Origin of the sequence: Pontibacter actiniarum, assembly GCF_003585765.1 — a bacterium.
In the GTDB taxonomy this organism is placed as follows: Bacteria; Bacteroidota; Bacteroidia; order Cytophagales; family Hymenobacteraceae; genus Pontibacter; species Pontibacter actiniarum.
The window spans coordinates 2102739-2122657 of record NZ_CP021235.1 but is presented as its reverse complement, the minus strand read 5'-3'; the positions used below and the strand labels follow the sequence as shown (position 1 = coordinate 2122657).

At 52.5% G+C, this 19919-nt stretch carries 12 protein-coding genes; 7 read left to right on the top strand and 5 right to left on the bottom strand.

The features are described from left to right. Window positions 1-29: 29 nt before the first annotated feature. Window positions 30-419, bottom strand: a complete 390-nt coding sequence (locus CA264_RS09095; RefSeq protein WP_025606507.1) for a response regulator — start codon at window positions 417-419, stop codon at window positions 30-32. After that, on the bottom strand, window positions 409-2598 hold the full coding sequence (locus CA264_RS09090; RefSeq protein ID WP_025606506.1) for a PAS domain-containing sensor histidine kinase: 2190 nt from the start codon (window positions 2596-2598) through the stop codon (window positions 409-411). Before CA264_RS09090 ends, CA264_RS09095 begins: the two co-directional genes overlap by 11 nt. 751 nt (window positions 2599-3349) lie before the next feature. Here CA264_RS09090 and CA264_RS09085 point away from each other — a divergent pair. The 5 genes from CA264_RS09085 (at window position 3350) to CA264_RS09065 (ending at window position 13044) form a co-directional block, all read left to right on the top strand. Further along, window positions 3350-4390, top strand: coding sequence for a FecR family protein (locus CA264_RS09085; RefSeq protein WP_025606504.1), 1041 nt, complete (start codon window positions 3350-3352; stop codon window positions 4388-4390). 22 nt (window positions 4391-4412) lie between these two features. Next, entirely contained in the window at window positions 4413-7703 is a 3291-nt protein-coding gene (locus tag CA264_RS09080; protein WP_084196188.1) for a SusC/RagA family TonB-linked outer membrane protein, read from the top strand. 14 nt (window positions 7704-7717) lie between these two features. Further along, on the top strand, window positions 7718-9310 hold the full coding sequence (locus CA264_RS09075; RefSeq protein ID WP_036775975.1) for a RagB/SusD family nutrient uptake outer membrane protein: 1593 nt from the start codon (window positions 7718-7720) through the stop codon (window positions 9308-9310). Between the two features lie 72 nt (window positions 9311-9382). After that, window positions 9383-10444, top strand: coding sequence for a SusE domain-containing protein (locus CA264_RS09070; protein ID WP_025606500.1), 1062 nt, complete (start codon window positions 9383-9385; stop codon window positions 10442-10444). Between the two features lie 128 nt (window positions 10445-10572). After that, window positions 10573-13044: a glycoside hydrolase family 31 protein gene (locus CA264_RS09065; RefSeq protein WP_025606499.1), complete on the top strand. Its 2472-nt coding sequence runs from the start codon at window positions 10573-10575 to the stop codon at window positions 13042-13044. A gap of 758 nt (window positions 13045-13802) precedes the next feature. On the opposite strand, the gene CA264_RS09060 is transcribed toward CA264_RS09065, so the two are convergent. Then, on the bottom strand, window positions 13803-15455 hold the full coding sequence (locus CA264_RS09060; protein ID WP_025606497.1) for a M28 family peptidase: 1653 nt from the start codon (window positions 15453-15455) through the stop codon (window positions 13803-13805). 95 nt (window positions 15456-15550) lie between these two features. Beyond that, the gene (locus CA264_RS09055) at window positions 15551-16435 is read right to left on the bottom strand and encodes an alpha/beta hydrolase family protein (protein ID WP_237151201.1); all 885 of its coding nucleotides are present in this window, start codon (window positions 16433-16435) and stop codon (window positions 15551-15553) included. Between the two features lie 256 nt (window positions 16436-16691). Between CA264_RS09055 and CA264_RS09050 the strand changes: the two genes are divergently transcribed. Next, entirely contained in the window at window positions 16692-17846 is a 1155-nt protein-coding gene (locus CA264_RS09050) for an acyl-CoA dehydrogenase family protein (protein ID WP_036775973.1), read from the top strand. 5 nt (window positions 17847-17851) lie between these two features. Beyond that, window positions 17852-19378, top strand: a complete 1527-nt coding sequence (locus CA264_RS09045; protein WP_025606495.1) for a sensor histidine kinase — start codon at window positions 17852-17854, stop codon at window positions 19376-19378. A gap of 14 nt (window positions 19379-19392) precedes the next feature. Here the strand turns inward: CA264_RS09045 and CA264_RS09040 are convergent, their stop codons facing one another. Further along, window positions 19393-19902, bottom strand: a complete 510-nt coding sequence (locus CA264_RS09040) for a hypothetical protein (protein WP_025606493.1) — start codon at window positions 19900-19902, stop codon at window positions 19393-19395. Window positions 19903-19919 lie beyond the last annotated feature (17 nt).

Here is a 19919-nt window from a genome sequence, read left to right as displayed (position 1 = left end):
CGTGTTTGAGCAGGTTACTGTCGGTGGCTTTACTTGAGCTGTATGAGCCACTCATCCTCCAGGGGCTTTTGCAGGAAACCGGCAACCAAACTGGTGCCATGGGCGCGCTTGCGCTCCTGCTCGTCTACCGAGGAGGTAAGGATGTAAATGCGGCAGTGGCCTTTCAGCGTGCTTTCGTACGGTTTCAGCGCCTCCAGAAAGTCCCAGCCACTCATAAAGGGCATGTTCAGGTCCAGGAAGATCACTTCCGGCAGCGAATCCTGGCTTTGGCCGGTGGCGCTTTCGAGCAGGGTCTGGAGCGCATTCTTTGCGTCGAGAAAGCCCTTGCACTCCGTGGCAAACTGGTCCGCCTCCAGTATGGCCTCCGTCAGGAAGATACTAACTTCATCATCATCAACGATGTAAACTTTATTGTACATTTTTTGCGCCTAAGTATATTGTAAATGTCGTGCCCTGGTTAGGGGCGCTTTCTACCTTTATTTTCCCTCCGAGCGCCTCCACCTGTGTCTTCACAAGGAAAAGGCCGATGCCCTTGCCGTGCGTGTTCGGGTGGAAGCGCTTGTATAACTGAAACAGCTGGTGCTGCACCACATGCTCTTCGAGGCCCGTGCCGTTGTCGATCACCGTGAGCACATAACCGCGCGCGTCCTGCTCGGCTTTAATGGTCAGCTCCAGCGTGCGCTCTTCTGCCTTGTACTTTAGTGCGTTTGAAATAAGATTGTGCAGGATGTTGTGCAGGTAAGCCCGGATGGAAGAGAGCCAGTATGCCGGGTCAATGGCCACGTTTACCTGCGCGTGGTGGTGCTCCAACTCTCCGGCAAACTGCTCCAGCACCTCTTCGCACACCTCCTGCAGGTACACTGTTTCACGCGGTGACACTCTGCCGGAGTCGCGGATGGAAAGCACGTTGTTTACATCCTTTATGACAGCGTCCAGCTCCTGCACGGAGGCATGGAGCTTCTCCAGCGCCGTGTCGTACGGCTCCGCGTCTTTAGGCAGCCGCTGCACGAGCTGCGCCAGCCCCAGTGCATTGGCGACAGGGGCGCGCAGGTTGTGCGATATGATATAGGTGAACTGCTGCAGGTCGCGGTTCTGCTTGTAGAGGTCATCCGCCAGCTTCAGGAGCCTGACCTCCGCCTCTTTCTTCTCTGTAATGTCCGTTTCCAGGGCAATGTAGTTGGCAAGGTTGCCAAACTGGTCGAAAATAGGGGTCACGTCTATATAGAACCAGAGCTTTTCGCCGCACTTCTTGTAGTTAAGCACCTCCTCCGAGAAGGGCTGCAGGCTGCTGTACTTGCTGCGGATTCTTTTCGCTACTTCCGGGTCCGTGTCGGTGCCCTGCAGGAAATCGCTCGGTACGCGGCCCAGCACCTCCTCGCGGCTGTAGCCGGTCAGGCGGCAGAAGCCGTCGTTCACCCACTCAATGCGGCACTCCGGGTCCATGATCACTACCCCGTTTATGGTCTTACTGGCTACGAAAGACAGCTTTTCGATCTCGCGCTCCGTTCTCTTCTGCTGTGTGATGTCTACAAAGTGAACCGAAATGCCATCTTTGTTCGGGTAAAGGGTAAAGTACAGGGTGCAGGGGTAAGGGGTCCTAAAGGTCTCCTCAAAGTGCACCGCTGTCTTCTGCCGGGACACTTCCTGGCACACCTGGTAGAAGCGCGTGGAAACGCCTTTTGGAAAGAGCTCCCATATTACTTGCCCGGTAAGCTCTTCCCGGCTCCGGTTCATAAAAGAGGCAAACGCGGCGCTTACAAACGTAAACCGCCAGTGGCTGTCGAGCACGTAAAACGGCTCGGTTATACTTTCCAGAATGGTGTTTAGCTGCTGGGCCTGCTCCTGAATGAGGCGTTTGGCTTTGTTGGCCTCTGTAATGTCTTTGGCGATGCCCTGTACCCCTTGTAACTGCCCTGCAAAGTATACCGGCATCAGCGAAACAGTGATGTCCTTTTCCTCTCCGGCTCGGGTCAGGATGCAGATCTCCACGGTAAGCGCCTTGCCCGCCAACACCTTCTGGAACGCCTCGTTCGCTGCGGCCAAAGAGTCCGGGTGCACCATTGCGCTGTAGGAAATCGTTAGCGCCTCGTGCTCACTGTAGCCGGTAATGGTCTCCATGTGTTGGTTTACCTGCCGGAACTTACCCGAGGTGTGGAGCGTGAACACGGCGTGTGGGTGCTCGAAGAAGAGGGACTCGTAATACGCCTGGTGGTACTCTTTCTCGTAGAGAAGCTGCCTTGCCTCCGTTACGTCCCGGGAGCTGGTCATAATGCCCTGCACGTGCTCGTTCTCAAGCATGTTCGTGGCATTGCACTCTATCCAGCGCCAGCCTTTGTCCCGGGACTTGTGGCGGAACAGGGCAGATTTACCCTTGCCGCTGGTCAGCAGTTCTGCCATGGTGGCAAGTACGTCCGGCAGGTCATCGGGGTGTATAAAGCTGTAGGCGCTAGCACCCTCCAGCTCTTCTACCTCATAGCCCAGAACAGTTTTTACAGATTCGCCCACGAACAGAAACTTACCCTCGGCATCGATCACCGACACAAGATCCATGCTGTTGCCCACAATGGAGCGGTAGAATTCTAGCGAGTGGCGTTGCATAGATATACTGGGTAGAGGAGCTTGCAAGGTGGTGGTATATTAAGTTGTCTACAGATTCCTGCCTGAGTAAGCCTGCGAAACTGCGCCTGCTTACGATGTTGCATAAATGGTAAAGTATGGCGTATAGCTAAGATACAAATAAGATTCAGAAAACAAGCGATACGAATCCCGTTGTTCCCCGGCAAAGATAAAATATATCATTATCTATATGTCTATCATCCTATGTATAAAATTCCTGGCTTGCGGTGCCGAAGCCAATTTGGGCGCTCTTCCTGCGCTGCGCTCGTGGGAGAATGCCGCCAGCCATCGCTTTCCTGGGTGGGGAAAGGGAATAGCCTAAGCCCGGCGGCTGCAGGCGGGAGCGTCATAAGAGCGGAGGTACGACGAGTAAGCCCAATAGGTGTTGCTGTAGCGGAGTGCGTGTTCCGGCAGAAAGCTATAACACAGGGAATTCGTGCTTCTCCTTTAAGCTGTAAACAGACAGCTTGTAAGGTCGTGTGTCAAGCAAATTAAAGCCTTTGATTTAGACCGTGGAGTTAGAAGCCAAAGGCCTTATTTATGCAAACAAAGCGGTAAAACCTCATTTGCCGCATCAAAACCCACACGAAAGACAGGGGTGGTCTATCCTTTCAACATTTTTTAACAATTTCTTAAAATTTTCTTCTCCGGGAGGGATAAAACGGTGGCCAACCTACTATAGTGGTTAGTGAGCAGACACTAAGTACTGCTGAATACTATTAACAACGCTTGAATGGAGTACCACTACTTTACCGCAACTGACTTTGCAGCTGATGAGAATTTTATCCAGTGGGTGCAGCAACCAACCCGGGAGCGCAAGGCCTTCTGGGAGAAGTATCTCGAGGAGAACCCGGGGCAGCGCCAAGCCATACAGGAGGCGCGCCAGCTGGTGCTGCACCTCTCTGCGGACAATGAGCCAGCCCTGGAGCAGGACCTGGAGGATATCTGGGCGCGGCTGAGCGAGGCGCGGGAGCACTATCTGTCCCATGGGGAGGAGGAGGAAGGCGACAACGTGATCCCCATAAGGTTCTGGCAGCGCAGTGCCATCTGGATAGCGGCGGCTGTGTCGGCTTTGCTGCTTGTGAGCGGGTACCTCCTTTTAAAACCGGAGCAAAAGCAAGCGGAAATAACCTACGCCACCACTACCGGGGAGCGCCTGCGCCTGCACCTGCCCGACAGCTCTTTTGTGGTACTGAACGCCAACTCAAGTATAACGCTGCCAGCCACCTGGGGCCCAAACCAAGACCGGGCAGTGCAGCTGGAGGGGCAGGCCTTCTTCTCCGTAACGCATAAGCTCAACAGCCAGCGCTTTGTTGTGAGCACTGCCGATGGCCTGGAGGTAGAGGTGCTGGGCACCGAGTTCAGCGTGTCTAACAAGGAGCACATCAAACGGGTGATACTGGAGCGCGGCAAGGTAAACCTGCACATCAGCCAGAACGGGGAGCGCCAGCAGCTGACGATGGCTCCCGGTGACCTGGTGGAGGCCACCGAGGCGACAGGGGTCGCAAAGCGCAGGGTAAACCCGGAGCTCTACAACGCCTGGAAGAACACCAGCCTTGTGTTTGAGAACAACACCCTGGAAGAGGTGGCGCAGCTGCTGGAGCACAGCTACGGCTACACAGTGCACATCAGCGGGCAGGGCCTGGCCACGCAGCGCATTACAGCCTACCTCAACACCAACTCGCCTTCACACATCCTCTCAACACTGTCGGAGACGCTGGAGGTGGAGATACAACAGCAAAACAAGACCATTACAATAAGCAATAAGCTCTAACTGATCAATTAACTATTTTCCTATGCGTAAAAAAACTACAAACCGAATAAGGACCTGCAGCCTGATTACGGCGGCGTGTTTCCTTTATTTTTCGGGAGCAGCTCAAGATCATTACGACGCGAAGGTGGCGCTGGCTAACACCTCAGGTGTAGTAGGGCAAAGCACCTCAACCGTGTCGTTGAGCAGCGTTCTCAAGGATCTTCGCAGCAAGTATGGCATTCAGTTTTCTTATAAGGCAGACGTGGCCCGTGACCTGCAGTTTCAGGTGCCAGCTAACCTGGCGGGTGAGCCAAGTGTGGATGCGGTGCTGACGAAGGTGCTGGCCCCGAGCGGCCTTACTTATAAGAAGGTAAACGATGTGTACATCATCGTAAAAGATGCAACTACCGCCACGGCACCTGTTAAAGCGACTCCGGTAGCTGAAAGAAAGGCTGTACAGGAGCAAACGGTGCGCGGCACCGTGACAGACGATAGCGGAATACCCCTTCCGGGTGTAGCCGTTGTGGTTAAAGGCACGACGCGCGGTACTTCCACTGACCTGAATGGTAACTTTAGCATCGCAGTTCCGGCCAATGCCACGCTGGTGTTTAACTACATCGGTTTTTCATCGAGAGAAGTTGTGGTAGGCAACCAGGCAACCATCGACGTTTCCCTGAAGCCCGACACCAAAGCACTGCAAGAGGTAGTGGTGGTGGGCTACGGTACGCAGAAAAAGAGCGACCTTACGGGTGCGGTGACGGCTGTAACGGAAGAGGACTTCCAGGATGGCCAGGTAACCACACCCGAGCAGCTCATCTCTGGTAAAGTGGCTGGTGTGCAGATCACCTCCAACAGCGGTGCCCCGGGCGCAGGCAGCCGCATCCGCATCCGTGGCGGAGCATCGCTGAATGCCAGCAACGATCCGCTGATTGTTATCGACGGTGTGCCGGTGGACAATGACCAGGTGGCAGGCTCTGCTAACCCGCTCAACTTCATCAACCCGGACGATATCGCCTCCATGAACATCCTGAAGGATGCTTCTGCTACTGCCATTTATGGCTCGCGCGCCTCTAACGGTGTGATCATCGTTACCACTAAAAGCGGTAAGGCTGGAGATAAGATGCGCATTAACTTCAGCACGAAGCACTCTATTTCTACTGTAAACAAAGAGGTGGATGTGCTAAGTGCGGATGAGTTCAGAAAAGTGGTTATGGAGCAAGGCACTCCGGAGCAGCAGGAGCTGCTTGGCGAGGCCAACACCAACTGGCAGGATCGCATTTACAGAGAGGCCTATACCACTGACAACAACCTGAGCGTAAGTGGCTCCCTTAAAAACCTGCCGTACCGTGTGTCGGTAGGCTACCTGAACCAGGAAGGCGTGCTTAAAACCTCTGCGTTTGAGCGTGTAACGGCTGCCGTTAAGCTTACGCCTACTTTCCTGGACGACCACCTGAAAGTGGATGTAAACGTGAAAGGGGCTAAAACGAACAGCCGCTTTGCCGATATAGGCGCTATTGGTGCCGCTGTTGCGTTTGACCCTACTCAGCCTGTGTATCAGGACAATGCCTTCGGTGGCTACTTCGAGTGGACGGACGTAAGCGGCAACCCTATTACCATCGCGACCAGAAACCCGCTTAGCATGCTAAAGCAAAAGCGTGACGAAGGCGAGGTGCTCAGAAGCATCGGTAATGTGCAGCTGGATTACAAGTTCCACTTCCTGCCGGAGCTGCGTGCTAACCTGAACCTTGGTTACGACATCTCAGAAAGCGAGGGCATTACACGCTCGCCGGGCACGATGGCTGCGGAGTACTATGAACGCGGCTCGGTGAAGGAGTATGAGGAGGACAGAACAAACAAGTTGCTGGATTTCTACCTGAACTACAACAAGGAGCTGCCGGGCATTGCCAGCCGTATTGATGCGACTGCCGGCTACTCTTACCAGGACTTCCTGATTAAAAAACCGGCTTTTGCCACCTTCCGCGACAACGGTGACGTGCGTAAGAAAGCTGATCCTTTTCCGTTCGAAACACAGAACACACTGGTGTCTTTCTTCGGAAGAGTTAACTATGCGTTCAAAGACCGTTATATGTTAACGGCCACCGTTCGCCGCGACGGCTCTTCCCGTTTCTCAGAAGATAACCGTTGGGGCACTTTCCCTTCCATGGCGCTGGCCTGGCGTATTGTGGAAGAGTCTTTCCTGAAGAACTCGACCGTTGTTTCTGACCTGAAACTGCGCGTAGGCTACGGTATAACCGGCCAGCAGGACATCTCTGATAACGACTATCCGTTCCTGGCACGCTATACCAGCTCTGACAATGCGTCTATGTACCGCCTGGGCGACATGTACTACCTGTTGCTGCGCCCGGAAGAGTATGACCGGAACCTGAAGTGGGAAGAGACGGAAACCTACAACGCGGGTATCGACTTTGGCTTCCTGAACAACAGGCTGTACGGTAGCCTGGACTACTACAACAGAAAAACCGATGACCTGTTGAGCATCATCGCTGTTCCGGCCGGTACGAACCTGACAAACCTGCTGCTAACCAACGTTGGCTCTATCGACAGTGAAGGCCTGGAGGCTGTGCTGAACTTTGTAGCGATAGACAAAGAGGACCTCGGCTGGACAGTGGGCGTGAACGGCTCCTGGAACAGAAACGAGATTACGAAGCTGAACACGGTGAAAGATGAGAACTCAGTAGGTGTGTTGGAGGGGGATATCTCCGGTGCCACAGGCCGTAAGATCCAGATCCACTCGGTTGGGTATGCGCCGTACAGCTACTATGTGCACAAGCAGGTATATGATGACAACGGCAAGCCGATTGAAGGGCTGTACGCCGACCTGAACGAAGACGGTATCGTGAACGATGCAGACAGATACCGCTACAAAAACCCTGAGCCACAGTTCTACTTCGGCTTTAACTCCCAGCTGAACTACAAAAACTGGTCGCTGGGGCTGCTGATGCGCGCCAGCCTGAATAACTACGTCTACAACAACGTGTATTCCAACAACGCGGCCTATGATGTGTTCCAAGCAGGGGAGTACTTGGCCAACATGGTAGGCAACGTGTACGAGACGGAGTTTAACACGCGCCAGTATGAGTCTGACTACTATATCGAGAACGCCTCCTTCCTGCGCATGGAGAACATCAGCCTGGGCTACAACTTCGGCAAAATCCTGAACGATAAAGCCAACCTGCGCCTGAATGCCAATGTGCAGAACGTGTTTACCGTCACCAAGTACGATGGCCTGGACCCAGAGATTGCAGGCGGTATTGACAACAACTTCTATCCAAGACCAACTGTCTACACCGTTGGCCTGAACCTGGAACTTTAATTAACTGAATCAAGATGACATCTAGATATTTAAGAACAATACTTTGTGCAGGGTTGGTAGCGGTTGGTACTGCATCCTGTACCGATGACCTGGATCGCGTACCTGCCTATGAGGTAACCTCGGCCACCGTCTATAAAGATTTTGCCAACTATAAAAGCATCCTGGCAAAGCTGTACGCCGGCTTTGCCGTAACTGGCCAGCAGGGGCCTGCTGGTAAGCCCGATGTGGGAGGCGTTGATGAAGGGGCATCTAACTACGTGCGTACGTACTGGACCCTGCAGGAAGTGCCGACGGATGAGGCTGTGGTGGCCTGGAACGACCCGGGATTGCCGGTGATCAACACGATGCTGTGGGCCGCGAACAACGACATGACCAAGGCCATGTATTACCGCATCTTTTACCAGGTTACAGCAGCCAACGAATTTATCCGCGAAACCACCGATGCAAAGCTGGAGGAACGCGGCATAACAGGGGCTAACCTGGAAGCTGCCAAAACCTACCGTGCCGAGGCGCGTTTCCTGCGTGCCCTGAGCTACTGGCATGCCCTGGACCTGTACGGCAGTGTTCCTTTTGTTACAGAAGAAGATCCGATCGGGGCTTTCTTCCCGGAGCAGATCAGCAAAGAGGACCTGTTTGCCTACATCGAGTCTGAGCTGAAAGCCGTTGAGAGCGAACTGGTGGACGCGCGCCAGAACGAGTATGCCCGTGCTGACAAAGCCGCTGCCTGGACACTGCTCACCAAGCTGTACCTGAATGCTCCCGTGTACACTGGGGAGAATAAGTATACAGAGGCGATCACCTATGCCAAGAAAGTGATTGACGCGGGTTACCAGCTGGAGGAGGATTACGACGAGCTGTTTATGACAAACAACGACAACTCGAGTGAGATTATCTTCCCGATTGCTTTTGACGGTATGAGAACGCAGTCGTACGGCGGCACTACCTTCCTGACGCATGGCGCGGTGGGCGGAGACATGGTCGCCGCTGATTTCGGAATAGACTCTGGCTGGGGTGGGCTTCGTGTTACTCCTGCGTTTTATAACCTGTTTTCAGGCACTGCGCTTGATAATGACGACAGAGCCAACTTCTTTACAAAGGGGCAGACCCTGGAAGTAGAAGAAATTAAGACGTTTAAAAACGGTTACCCTATCACGAAGTGGAAGAATATTAACGCTGCAGGCGAAGCTGGCTCCAACCCAACTTTCGTGGACACGGACTTCCCGATGTTCCGTTTGGCTGATGTATACCTGATGTATGCAGAGGCCGTGCTGCGTGGAGGTTCGGGAGGATCTGTCGGACAGGCGCTGGAGTATGTAAACGCCCTGCGCAACCGTGCCTATGTTGGCACAGGCGCAGACGGCAGCATTACCAGCAGCCAGCTGAACCTAAACTTTATACTTGACGAGCGCGCCCGCGAACTTAACTGGGAAGGGCATCGCCGCACAGACCTGATCCGCTACAACTTGTTCACTGGCGGAGAATACCTGTGGGCCTGGAAGGGCGGTTTAAAGGAAGGAACTTCTGTGCCGGCCTATAGAGCGCTGTATCCGATACCTTCTGATGACCTGGTGGCAAATCCAAACCTGAAGCCAACCCCAGGGTACTAAATCTATTTGCAGCACCCGCCAGAGCTGCTGCTGCTGGCGGGCGCTGCTTTTTAAACTGTAAAGAAGTTTTATATGAAAAACTGGATAAATAGATCATTACTGTTTTTTGTGGCTTCACTGGCTTTAGTGAGCTGCGAGAAAGACGAGGACATGACGGTACTCCGCGTAGGAGATGCGCCGGAGCTAACAGCATCTGCCACGGCTGTGGATTTAGTGAAAGATGCGGCAACGGATACTGTCATAACGCTTAACTGGACACCCGCGGAGTTCGGCTACCAGGCAGCTGTGGCTTACAGCATCCAATATGATATGCCCGGCAACGAGTTCGCTAAGCCCAAAGAGGTTTCTGGTATCAACGCCACGAAGAAAGCGTTCACTGTAAAAGAATTCAACGCTTTGGCCGCTAAACTTGGCTTGCCTGTGGGTGCTGCCTCTACTATGGAGTTGCGCGTAAAGGCAGATATTTCTACAGAGGTAACGCCGCTGTATTCTGAGCCAGTAACGGTGTCTGTAGTGCCGTATCTGGATATCATTGAGTATACGTCACTTTATGTTCCTGGAGAATACCAGGGATGGGACCACGCTACTGCGCCCAAAGTTGCCTCTCTGGATGATGATGGTATTTTTGAGGGATATGTGTACATGGGTACTGTCGCTAAAGGGTTTAAATTCACAAGCAAACCGAACTGGGATGGACCGAACTATGGTGCAGGAGCAACAGCCGGAACATTATCTACTGCCGGAGACGCTGATAACCTGACAGTGAGTGAGCCTGGTGTTTATCTGCTAAAAGTTGATACCAAAGAACTTACCTGGTCTGCTACCAAGGTAGAGTGGGGGGTAACTGGCAGCGCAACTCCTAAAGGATGGGCCAGCGATGTGATAGCCGACCATGATCTGACCTATGATCCTGAGAGAGGTGTGTGGGCAGTGACGCTTCCTCTGACCGAAGGCGATTTAAAATTCAGAGCAAACGATGCCTGGGGCCTGGACTATGGAGATGACAGCCCAGGTGACGGCTATGTAGACAAAGGTAGCAACGATAATATAAAGGTTAAAGAAGCTGGTACCTATGAGATTATACTCGATCTAAGTACGCCCGGATACTATAACTACACACTTACCAAGCAGTAAACTGCACCTGCCACAGCTGTATGTGTACTTCTCAATAATGCAGTTGTAGAAACTTTACAAGGTACCCCGGCAGTGACTTCCGCCGGGGTACCTTCATCCTGCTAACCTTCAAACATCAAACCTTCAACATGAAATTTACTTGCAAACAGCTTGCTTCAACGCTTGTGCTGTCGGCGCTTAGCTTTGCCTCTTTTGGCCAAGGCAATGGCCCGGTGCACCAGGTGGGGAATGTAAGCGATGTGAAAATTAACGGACAGGTAGTTGACCTTACCACCGATAACAACGGCCACATACAGGTAAGTGTCTACAGCCCGACCGTAGTACACGTGCGCATGGATAAGAAGCCGCTTGGCGAAAACTTCTCTTATGCCGTTGTTGGTAAGCCAAAGCAGGCCCAAGCCAATATTACCCAAAGCAATAGCGAAGTTACTATCACGACAGACTCGCTGGTGGCTCGTATCAGCAAGAACCCTTTTGCGGTGGCGTTTTTTACCAAAGATGGCAAAGTAATCAACCAAGACGAGAAAGGCTTAACAACTTCATGGATAGGCGAGGAGGTGACCACCTATAAGCATATGCAGGAAGGCGAGCGTTTCATTGGCCTTGGTGAGAAAACAGGTGGCCTGGACCGCCGTGGTAACGGGTACACCAACTGGAACACAGATGCCTATGGCTATAGTACAGGGCAGGATCCGCTGTATGCTACCATTCCTTTTTATGTGGGTATTCACAACGGCCTGAATTACGGTATCTTCTTCGATAACAGCTATCAGAGCGATTTTAACTTTGGAGCCAGCAATAACCGTTTCTCTTCTTTTGGGGCACAGGGTGGCGAGATGGATTATTACTTCATCTACCACACCAAGCTGGCTGATATCATTACATCATACACAGACATTACCGGCCGCATGGACCTGCCGCCGCTGTGGAGTTTAGGATACCAGCAGAACCGCTATTCCTACTACCCGGATACAGAGGTAATGCGTATTGCACAGACGCTTCGTGAAAAGAAAATCCCTGCCGACGGTATTACGCTGGATATCCATTACATGGATGCCTACAAACTCTTTACCTGGGACAAGAGCCGATTCCCTAACCCAGCCGAGATGAACAAGAAACTGGAGAACATGGGCTTCAAAACAACGGTGATTGTAGACCCGGGCATCAAAGTAGAAGAAAACTACGGTGCTTATGAGCGTGGCAAGCAAAGTGATATTTTCCTGAAGTATACCGACGGGGAATACTATACAGGCCAGGTATGGCCAGGCTGGACGCACTTCCCGGACTTTACCGGCGACGCTGGCCGTGAATGGTGGAAAAAAGAGATTAAGTTCTTTTCCGAGACTGGCGTAGACGGCTTCTGGAACGACATGAACGAGATTGCTACCTGGGGCCAGAAAATGCCAAACAACGTGCTGTTTCAGTACGACGGCCATCTTACTTCGCATAAAGAAGGGCGTAACGTATACGGCTTGCAAATGGCCCGCGCCAGCTACGAAGGTGCTCGTGAGCACCAGCCAAACCAGCGTCCATTCCTGCTTTCTCGTGCGGGCTTCTCTGGCTCTCAGCGCTACACTGCCATTTGGACGGGTGATAACCGTTCAGAAGACAGCCATATGCTGCTGGGCATCCGCTTACTTAATAGTATGGGTGTGAGTGGTATTCCATTCTCTGCCATGGATATTGGCGGCTTTACAGGTAACCCGTCTATCGGGCTCTATGCCCGCTGGATTCAGCTTGGTGCCTTTACGCCATACTTCCGTAACCACACGGGTGTAAACTCTAAGTCATCAGAGCCTTGGGCTTACGGTGAAGAAGTAACCGAAATCTCGCGTAACTTCATCAACCTGCGCTACAGACTGATGCCATACATCTACTCCAACTTCTACCTGGCATCTCAGACGGGCCAACCGCTGATGCGTACGCTAGCGATTGATTACACCCATGACCCGAAGGTATACAATGGAGAGTTTGACACACAGTTCCAGTTCGGAAAAGCCTTCCTGATCATGCCCTTCGAGAGTGGCAAAAACTACGGTAAAGTATACTTCCCGCAAGGCAAGTGGTATAACTTGTATACGGGCGAGGTGGAGACTGGTAACCGTGAAGAGATCATCCCGATCAGCTACCACAGGCTACCGATCTACGTGAAGGAAAGCAGCATTATCCCGATGCAGTCGCTGGTGCAGAGTACTTCTGAGAAGCCAACCGACACGCTGACGGTACACATTTACAAAGGCGATGTAAATAACAGCTTTGTGTATTATGAGGATGATGGCAAGAGCTACGAGTACCAGAAGGGTGCCTATTACAAGCGAAACATCAACTACGACGCACGCCGCAAAACCATCACGTTTGATAAAGTAGAAGGTAACTACAACTCAAACTTTAAGAACATAAAAGTGATGCTGCACGGTTTTGACGATAAAGCGAAAGTGAAGCTGAACGGCAAAACTCAAAAGTCACAGCAGGATTTCGCATCGTTCATCGATCCAATTTCACGCTTCGATCCGCAAGGAGTTTCAAACCCACGGGAAGGCTATAACGTGCAAAGCTTCGTTATCAAAAACGACAGCGATAAAATGACACTTAGCTACTAAATTTGATTAGAGCATATGCAAGCTCCCCTGTGCTTTTAGTGCAGGGGAGTTTTTTTGCTTATAGGCTACTGTTTCAACCACCCTTAGCCTCTCCTTATCTAAGGAGGGAAGCTTATAGCTGCCATTTCATAACTATAAATTTCATAGCGGGCGGTGTCGCGCGGACAGGCCGCAATCTGTCCCTACAGATCCTGTATTTATAAGATGGTGTGTCTATAAGAAGCTATAGCAGTAGCTATCTGAAACATCCCCAGTCCTTGGGTTGAGCGCCTTGTGCATGTTGCGGTGCCCGTAAGGGCAGCCCGCAGCGGAGCGAGGAGCAGCTTCAGGCACACAGCGCGATACCCGAGGACGAGCCCTCGCGGGCTTGAGCGCTCCAAAGCCAGAGGTGAAACGATAGGTGTGTGGGAGCTGGAGGATGAACAGAAACTAACACGTATAGCTTGGCTGGAGAAGCAGTAAGCAGAAGCTATGGAAGTATAAGCAGCGGCAGTCAAAGGCACAAGCGGACGCTTGCGCCAGGAAAGAACTTTGGAAGTATGACTGCAACAAGTATAGCTGCCGCTAAGCAAGTATGGCTTTGCAAGCCAGCCGAATTGCAAACTCAACATCATAGTAAAACACAGGTCTGTAGACTTGCACCAGAGATGGGGCAGTGTTATTTAGTAGTTGTGACATAGAGACCGTACTGAAGTAAAACAAAAGAGCCGGGGAACTCTTACCCGGCTCTTTCAATACTCTAAATTTTAACATTATCGCTACTGTAAATTTCCAAAGCGACTTCCGAAGAAATCACCTTCTTTCCAGGTTGGTCTATCAGCATCCTGCGCTACTAAATAGCCAATTAGGAAATTCAGCTGAGCATACTTCTTAGCAGCATCAAAATCAAAAACACCACCTTCCAAGCCATCCTGTGGCTTGTGGTAATACTTCTCACGCCATACTTTCACGGTCTCGTCCAGGTTGTTTTTGCCGTCAGCGGTTTTGTTGCCATACTTGATGTGGAGGGCTGGTACCCCTTGCGTTACAAAGCTGTACTGGTCGCTGCGCACAAAACGATTTTGCTCTGGCTCCGGGTCCTGCTCAACATCCAGGCCTAAGTAATTGCTCGCCTGCTTCACCTCATCCTCTAAAGAAGAATGAGCGGCTCCTAAAGGCACTACGGCTAGCAGCGGAGCGATAAGCGTTGGCATATCTGTGTTGATATCAGCAACGATTTGCGACGACGGTACGGTAGGATATTTAGCAAAGTATGCAGATCCCAACAAGCCCATTTCTTCAGCGGTAACCATTACAATCAGGACAGAGCGCTTTGGCTTGTTCTTGAGCCTAGAGTATACATTGGCAATCTCCAGCAGACTGGCTACACCAGAGGCATTGTCATGGGCGCCGTTGTAGATAGAATCACCATCGATAGGTCTGCCAATGCCAACGTGGTCGAGGTGAGCGCTATGTACCACATACTCGTTTTTCAGTTTAGGGTCAGAGCCTTCAATTTTCCCTACCACATTGTAGCTTTCAATATCGTTGTAGCTGCTACCGTAGCTGCCTCTGATGCTAAAAGGTAAGGCTGCCGAAGTTGTTTTGCCTGATTTTATACTTGCAGCAGCTTGTGCCACTTCTAATCCAGCCGATGACAACAACTTCTGGAACGTATCGTGGTGAAGCATGCCAAGCAACTTAATGTCGTCATGGTAGCTGCGGGAGGCTGCCACTTTTCCGTCTGCACCTATTACGCTGCTAACCCCTCTGGAGAAGTTTGGCACGCCACCTTTTGGGTTTGTACTACCTACCAAAACACCAACCGCACCGTGTGCAGCAGCTGTATTCAGAATGGTTTGCATATCCATGCTGTAAGACGATACGGTGGAGGGGAAGCCTTCTGGTGTGCCACGCATAATTACCACAACTTTACCTTTCGCATCTATGTTAGCATAGTCGTCATAGTTCATATCGGGCGCACTGATGCCGTAGCCAGCAAAAACAAGCGGAGCCTCCTCTAGGTTTACCTCTGGCTTAGCAGGGTTGGGGTATACAGAGAATTCCACTCCATCTTTTAATGCCTCGGCTGCTCCTTCGTTTGCCTGCAGTTTCAACGTAGCATCAGGGTTAGGTGTGGCAGTGCGGATACGGACCGTCTGCAGGTATGAATTGTTTTCACCTGCCGGAGCCACATTCATTTTTTTGAACTGATCTGTTACATAATCTACTGCCATCTGGTAGCCGGGTGTACCTGGTTTACGACCAAGCAGCTTGTCATCAGCCAGGTAAGCAATGTGTGCTTTTATGTCATCCGGCTTTACCTTGCTCAGCGATTTTGCTACTGGTTTCGGTACGTTGGCCGACTGTGCAAATGCGCCAGGCATAGCCAGGGTAAAGCAGATACCTGCCGCAATTAATGTAGATTTCATGTCAGGTTTAGAATGATTAGTTTTTATGATTTATCGGCTTAATTCCTTTTTAGAAGGGATTTTCAATGTAAGGTTTAAGTATACAGCTAAAATATTTACAAGAGTTCCTGCACTGCCTTTAGCACTTGCGGCCAAGCAGGAGAGGATGGAGCCACTAAATCAAAATGTCCTGCATCAGGTAGAAGTACAACTTGAGCATTATCTCCTGCCGCTTTCGCTTTTTGAGCAAAATTCTCAGCCTGTGCCACAGGTACAATTGGGTCGCGCTTACCTTGTACCAAGCGGCTTGGCACCTGCAATGGTAACATCTGCTGCGGCGAAGCCTGAGCGTACCGCTCTGGGAAATCTGTAGGCGAGCCGCCCATCAGTTGTGGCACAGCTGCATTGCAACTGCCTTCCTGCTGGCTGTAAGTTTCTAAATCGGCAATACCAGCCAGCGATATAACACCTTTAAGCTTAAGCGGCTTCTTAGCATACAGTGAGCTTGATTTTGGCAAGTGATGCCTCGCAGCCAGCCAGAGCGCCAGGTGCCCACCAGCCGAATGCCCGATCACGGCAACACGTTTTGCATCTATCGGATATGACTTTGCCAGTTCTCGCACGTAATCAGTTGCCAAGGCTACATCTTGAAATGTGCCGGGCCAGCCACCACCTACGTCACCTACACGCCTGAACTCAATATTCCAGGTAGCATACCCAGCCTTAGTCAGTTCCTCGCTTAGGTGGCTCATGTACTCTAAATTATACTCGTTCAGCCAGCAGCCGCCATGTACTACCACTACCACTGGAAACTCACCTTTACCTTCAGGCAGTCGCAGCTCTCCAAACTGAAGCGCATCAGGTCCATACTTGATGATGTGGTCTGCAGCAGGCACAGGCATTTCTGCAATCTGCTGCCAGGTTACAAGATTCGGTTTCTGCTGTGCTACAGCTGTGGCGGCAAAAGCCAGCAGGGCCATTAGGATCAGGTAAAGACGCATAAGCAAACGAGGTGTTTTTTAGAAAGCTGCAGTATACGCATTTTGGTGCAAAGCTCGTATAGATTCCTGTTGTGCCAGCCGTTGTTACGGTCGTAGCGCTGCTGTAACAGTTGCTGTACGATTAAAGTAAAGTGGTTTTGCTACGCTTGTGAAAAGAAGTGTATACCTTTATCGAAACAAGCGTTACACCACACTTCCGAACACTGCAGTAACCTGCCAAAGTACCTTGTATATACTGCTGCCACTGTAAAACCACATGAGCTTAGAGAAAGTACTGAACCAGATAAAAGATATTGCTGAAGGCGTTGTGCGTGAGGAGGCTGTCGCCGTGGACAGGGAGGCCTGGTGGCCTGAGAAAAGCATGCGAACCTTTCAGCGCGAGGGCCTGGGCGGCTTTGTTGTGCCGAAGGAGAGTGGCGGCTTGGGGCAGGGGCTTTACGGCCTGGCACAGGCTTGCGAAACCATTGGGCAGGAATCGGCCTCAACGGGGCTTTGCTTCGGCATGCACTGTGTCGGCTCAGCCATGATCGCCGCCAAAGCCACCTCCCATCAAAAGGAGCATTTCCTGGAGCGTATTGCCGCCGGCGAACACCTGACCACACTGGCGCTGAGCGAACCGGGTACCGGGGCACACTTCTACTACCCGCAAACGCAGTTGTTGTCTGTCTCTGAAAACGAGTTTTTGCTGAATGGGAAGAAAACCTTTGTAACCAACGGAGGCAAGGCCGACTCTTACGTCATCTCTACGATGGGAGTGGACCCGGAGGCGGCGCAGTACGAGTTCTCCTGCGTTGTGGTGGAAAGCGATGCACAGGGGCTGGAGTGGGGGCCGGAGTGGAAGGGGCTGGGAATGCGGGGCAACTCTTCCCGCAGCCTTGCCCTGAAAGATGTAAAAGTGCCGGCCGCCAACCTGCTGGGGGAGCACGGCGATCAGGTGTGGTATGTGTTTCAGGTGGTTGCTCCTTACTTCCTGACCGCCATGTCCGGAACTTACCTTGGGGTTGCCCAGGCCGCCTTGAACGAGGCGCGTGAGCACCTGATGCAGCGCACCTACAGCCACAGTGGCATATCGCTGAGCCAGAACCAACTGCTGCAGCACCGGCTCGGTACGCTGTGGGCGAAAGTGGAGCGCACACGGCGCCTCATCTACCATGCCTGCCAGCAGTACGACAGTGGTGACGCCATGGCCGTGCTGGGTATTATTTCGGCTAAAGCCGAGGTGGCTACCTGTGTGGTGGAGGTGGTAAACGAGGCCATGACGCTGACCGGTGGGATCGCTTACCGCGAAAGCTCCAGGTTAGAGGTGCTGCTGCGCGATGCGCGGGCCGCGCACATCATGGCTCCCACCACAGACATTCTTTATACCTGGCTGGGCCGCGCCCTGCTGGAGCAACCTATCCTGGACAGCTAAGCCCCATGTCAGCTATACTTTACACCGGCCTTCATGACGCGACGCTGGAACTGCTGAAGTCCGGCCTCCAGGATGGGGGTGTCGCTTTTAGCGAAATACGTGAAAGTGAGATTAAATCGCTGCAAGCCACCCTGGCCAGGTACAGCGTGCTTGTAGTGGGGGAGGAGGTACACAACCCGGTGCGTGTGGCGCAGGAGGCCTATGCCGGCGATAAGCATTTGTCGGTGCTGCTGGTAAACGATGAGCAGAATTTCGTGCGCGTAAAGCAGTCGCTGCAGTTTTCCCCTTTTATCGGGCCAACGGTAACGTGCGTGTCAAACCAGGTGCGGGAGCGGCTGGTAAGCATTGTGCAGGATGCCATCCTGCGTTCTGAGCAGCGTAGAAGTTTTCAGCATATTCGGAAGTCGGTTTCCCCCCAGATGGATCTCAACGCTTCGGTGCTGGATAAGGTGCGGGGCGACTATACAGCCAAAGTGCTGGAGGTGGCGCCAATCGGGGCGGTGCTGGTATCGGGGCAGGGCAATGTGCTTACAATCAATGCGTACGCCGCCCATCTTTTCGGGAAAACTGAACGGGAGATACTGGGCGCGTCGCTGCGAGAGCTCTTTCCGGCGGAAGTGCAGCCGGCGGTGCAGCTGTTTGTGAGCCAGGCGCCGATACGGGAGCCCAAGAAAGTGTTCGAGCTAAGGCTACAGGAGCAGGTGAAGTATTTGGAGGCTTCCCTGGCCCAGGTAAATGCGCAGCGCGCAGACGGCCTTCAGCTGCTTATCATCAACGATATTACCGCTACAGTGCAGGCACAGCAGCATACGCAGGCGCACCTGGAAGAGCTGGAGCGTATGAACGCGCACCTAACGCGCTTAAACGCAGACCTGGATACGTTTGTGTACACGGCCTCCCATGACCTGAAATCCCCGATTCTGAACATCGAGGGGCTGGTGGGGCTGCTGGAGGCTAGCTTAGGCGAAGGCACGCAGGTGGTGGCGGAGGAGCTGAAGCATATAAAGGCCTCCGTGCAGCGCTTTAAAAACACGGTGGAGGACCTGACGGAGGTTGCCCGCATCCAAAGGAGCTTTGAGCAGGAAGCGGCCCTGCTGCAGGTAGACCAGCTGGTGGAGGAGGTAAAGGAGCTCATTTCCTTTCAGCTCAGCGCAGCTCAGGCGCAGATTGACCTTGACTGTTCCGGTGCTCCCCAGGTGCACTTTGCCAAGCGCAACCTCAAAAGTATACTGTATAACCTGATAAGTAACGCTATCAAATACCGCTCCCCGGGCCGCAAACCGCACATTCAGGTGAAAACGTGGCAAGAGAACGGTCTCTTTGTTCTGCAGGTACAGGATAACGGCCTGGGTATTCCGGCCAATAAAAAGGAGAAGGTGTTTGAGCTGTTCAAGCGCATCCACGTGCATGTAAAAGGCACAGGCATCGGCTTGTACATTGCGAAACGGATCGTGCAGAACAACGGTGGCAGCATCCAGTTAGATAGTGTGGAGGGGGAGGGGAGCACCTTCACAATTAGGCTGAAAGTATAAATCCCACTCTCCTGTCAGTCCTCGTCGTCTTCGTTGGACCAGCGAACCAGGGCATCGGCGGCTAGCCCTGTGGCCACGGCATAGATGCTGTGGAACAGCATGTCTTCGCTGATGGCTTTGGGCTTCCATTCCGTAACCGGTTTCATCACATGCAGGGAGGGCATAACCGTTAACTCCGTTCCCCAGACTGCTCCAAAGTGGGCCATGGTGCCGGAAGCCCCGTCCACACCGAACTCCGCCATCAGCGCCCTTGGCACCCCCCAGGTGGCCCCGTAGGCTACGTGCATCAGGTTAGAGATGGTTTTCTTAGACTCTTTGTCCTTTGCCTTTACGCCGAATACTTTTTTGGCGGCTTTGTAAGGCGTGTTGCTGGCGCCACGGCCCGTGAGTTGCATCTCGACCATTTGTGCTATGGTCATGGCTGCGGTGCCGATTAAGCCGGCCACCAGTCCTTTTCCGATGGCGCCTGCTACGCGTGTGGCTACTGAGGCAGCTTCTTCTGCGGTATGTTTTTCGTTCTGCATTTTAGCGGTGGTTGTGT

What these genes read in the sequence shown, in the direction of transcription:
- CA264_RS09085 (WP_025606504.1), top strand. Translation starts at nt 3,350, where the DNA reads ATGGAGTACCACTACTTTACCGCAACTGACTTTGCAGCTGATGAGAAT.
- CA264_RS09060 (WP_025606497.1), bottom strand. Translation starts at nt 15,455, where the DNA reads ATGAAATCTACATTAATTGCGGCAGGTATCTGCTTTACCCTGGCTATG.
- CA264_RS09055 (WP_237151201.1), bottom strand. Translation starts at nt 16,435, where the DNA reads ATGCGTCTTTACCTGATCCTAATGGCCCTGCTGGCTTTTGCCGCCACA.
- CA264_RS09040 (WP_025606493.1), bottom strand. Translation starts at nt 19,902, where the DNA reads ATGCAGAACGAAAAACATACCGCAGAAGAAGCTGCCTCAGTAGCCACA.
- CA264_RS09095 (WP_025606507.1), bottom strand. Translation starts at nt 419, where the DNA reads ATGTACAATAAAGTTTACATCGTTGATGATGATGAAGTTAGTATCTTC.
- CA264_RS09080 (WP_084196188.1), top strand. Translation starts at nt 4,413, where the DNA reads ATGCGTAAAAAAACTACAAACCGAATAAGGACCTGCAGCCTGATTACG.
- CA264_RS09045 (WP_025606495.1), top strand. Translation starts at nt 17,852, where the DNA reads ATGTCAGCTATACTTTACACCGGCCTTCATGACGCGACGCTGGAACTG.
- CA264_RS09050 (WP_036775973.1), top strand. Translation starts at nt 16,692, where the DNA reads ATGAGCTTAGAGAAAGTACTGAACCAGATAAAAGATATTGCTGAAGGC.
- CA264_RS09075 (WP_036775975.1), top strand. Translation starts at nt 7,718, where the DNA reads ATGACATCTAGATATTTAAGAACAATACTTTGTGCAGGGTTGGTAGCG.
- CA264_RS09070 (WP_025606500.1), top strand. Translation starts at nt 9,383, where the DNA reads ATGAAAAACTGGATAAATAGATCATTACTGTTTTTTGTGGCTTCACTG.
- CA264_RS09065 (WP_025606499.1), top strand. Translation starts at nt 10,573, where the DNA reads ATGAAATTTACTTGCAAACAGCTTGCTTCAACGCTTGTGCTGTCGGCG.
- CA264_RS09090 (WP_025606506.1), bottom strand. Translation starts at nt 2,598, where the DNA reads ATGCAACGCCACTCGCTAGAATTCTACCGCTCCATTGTGGGCAACAGC.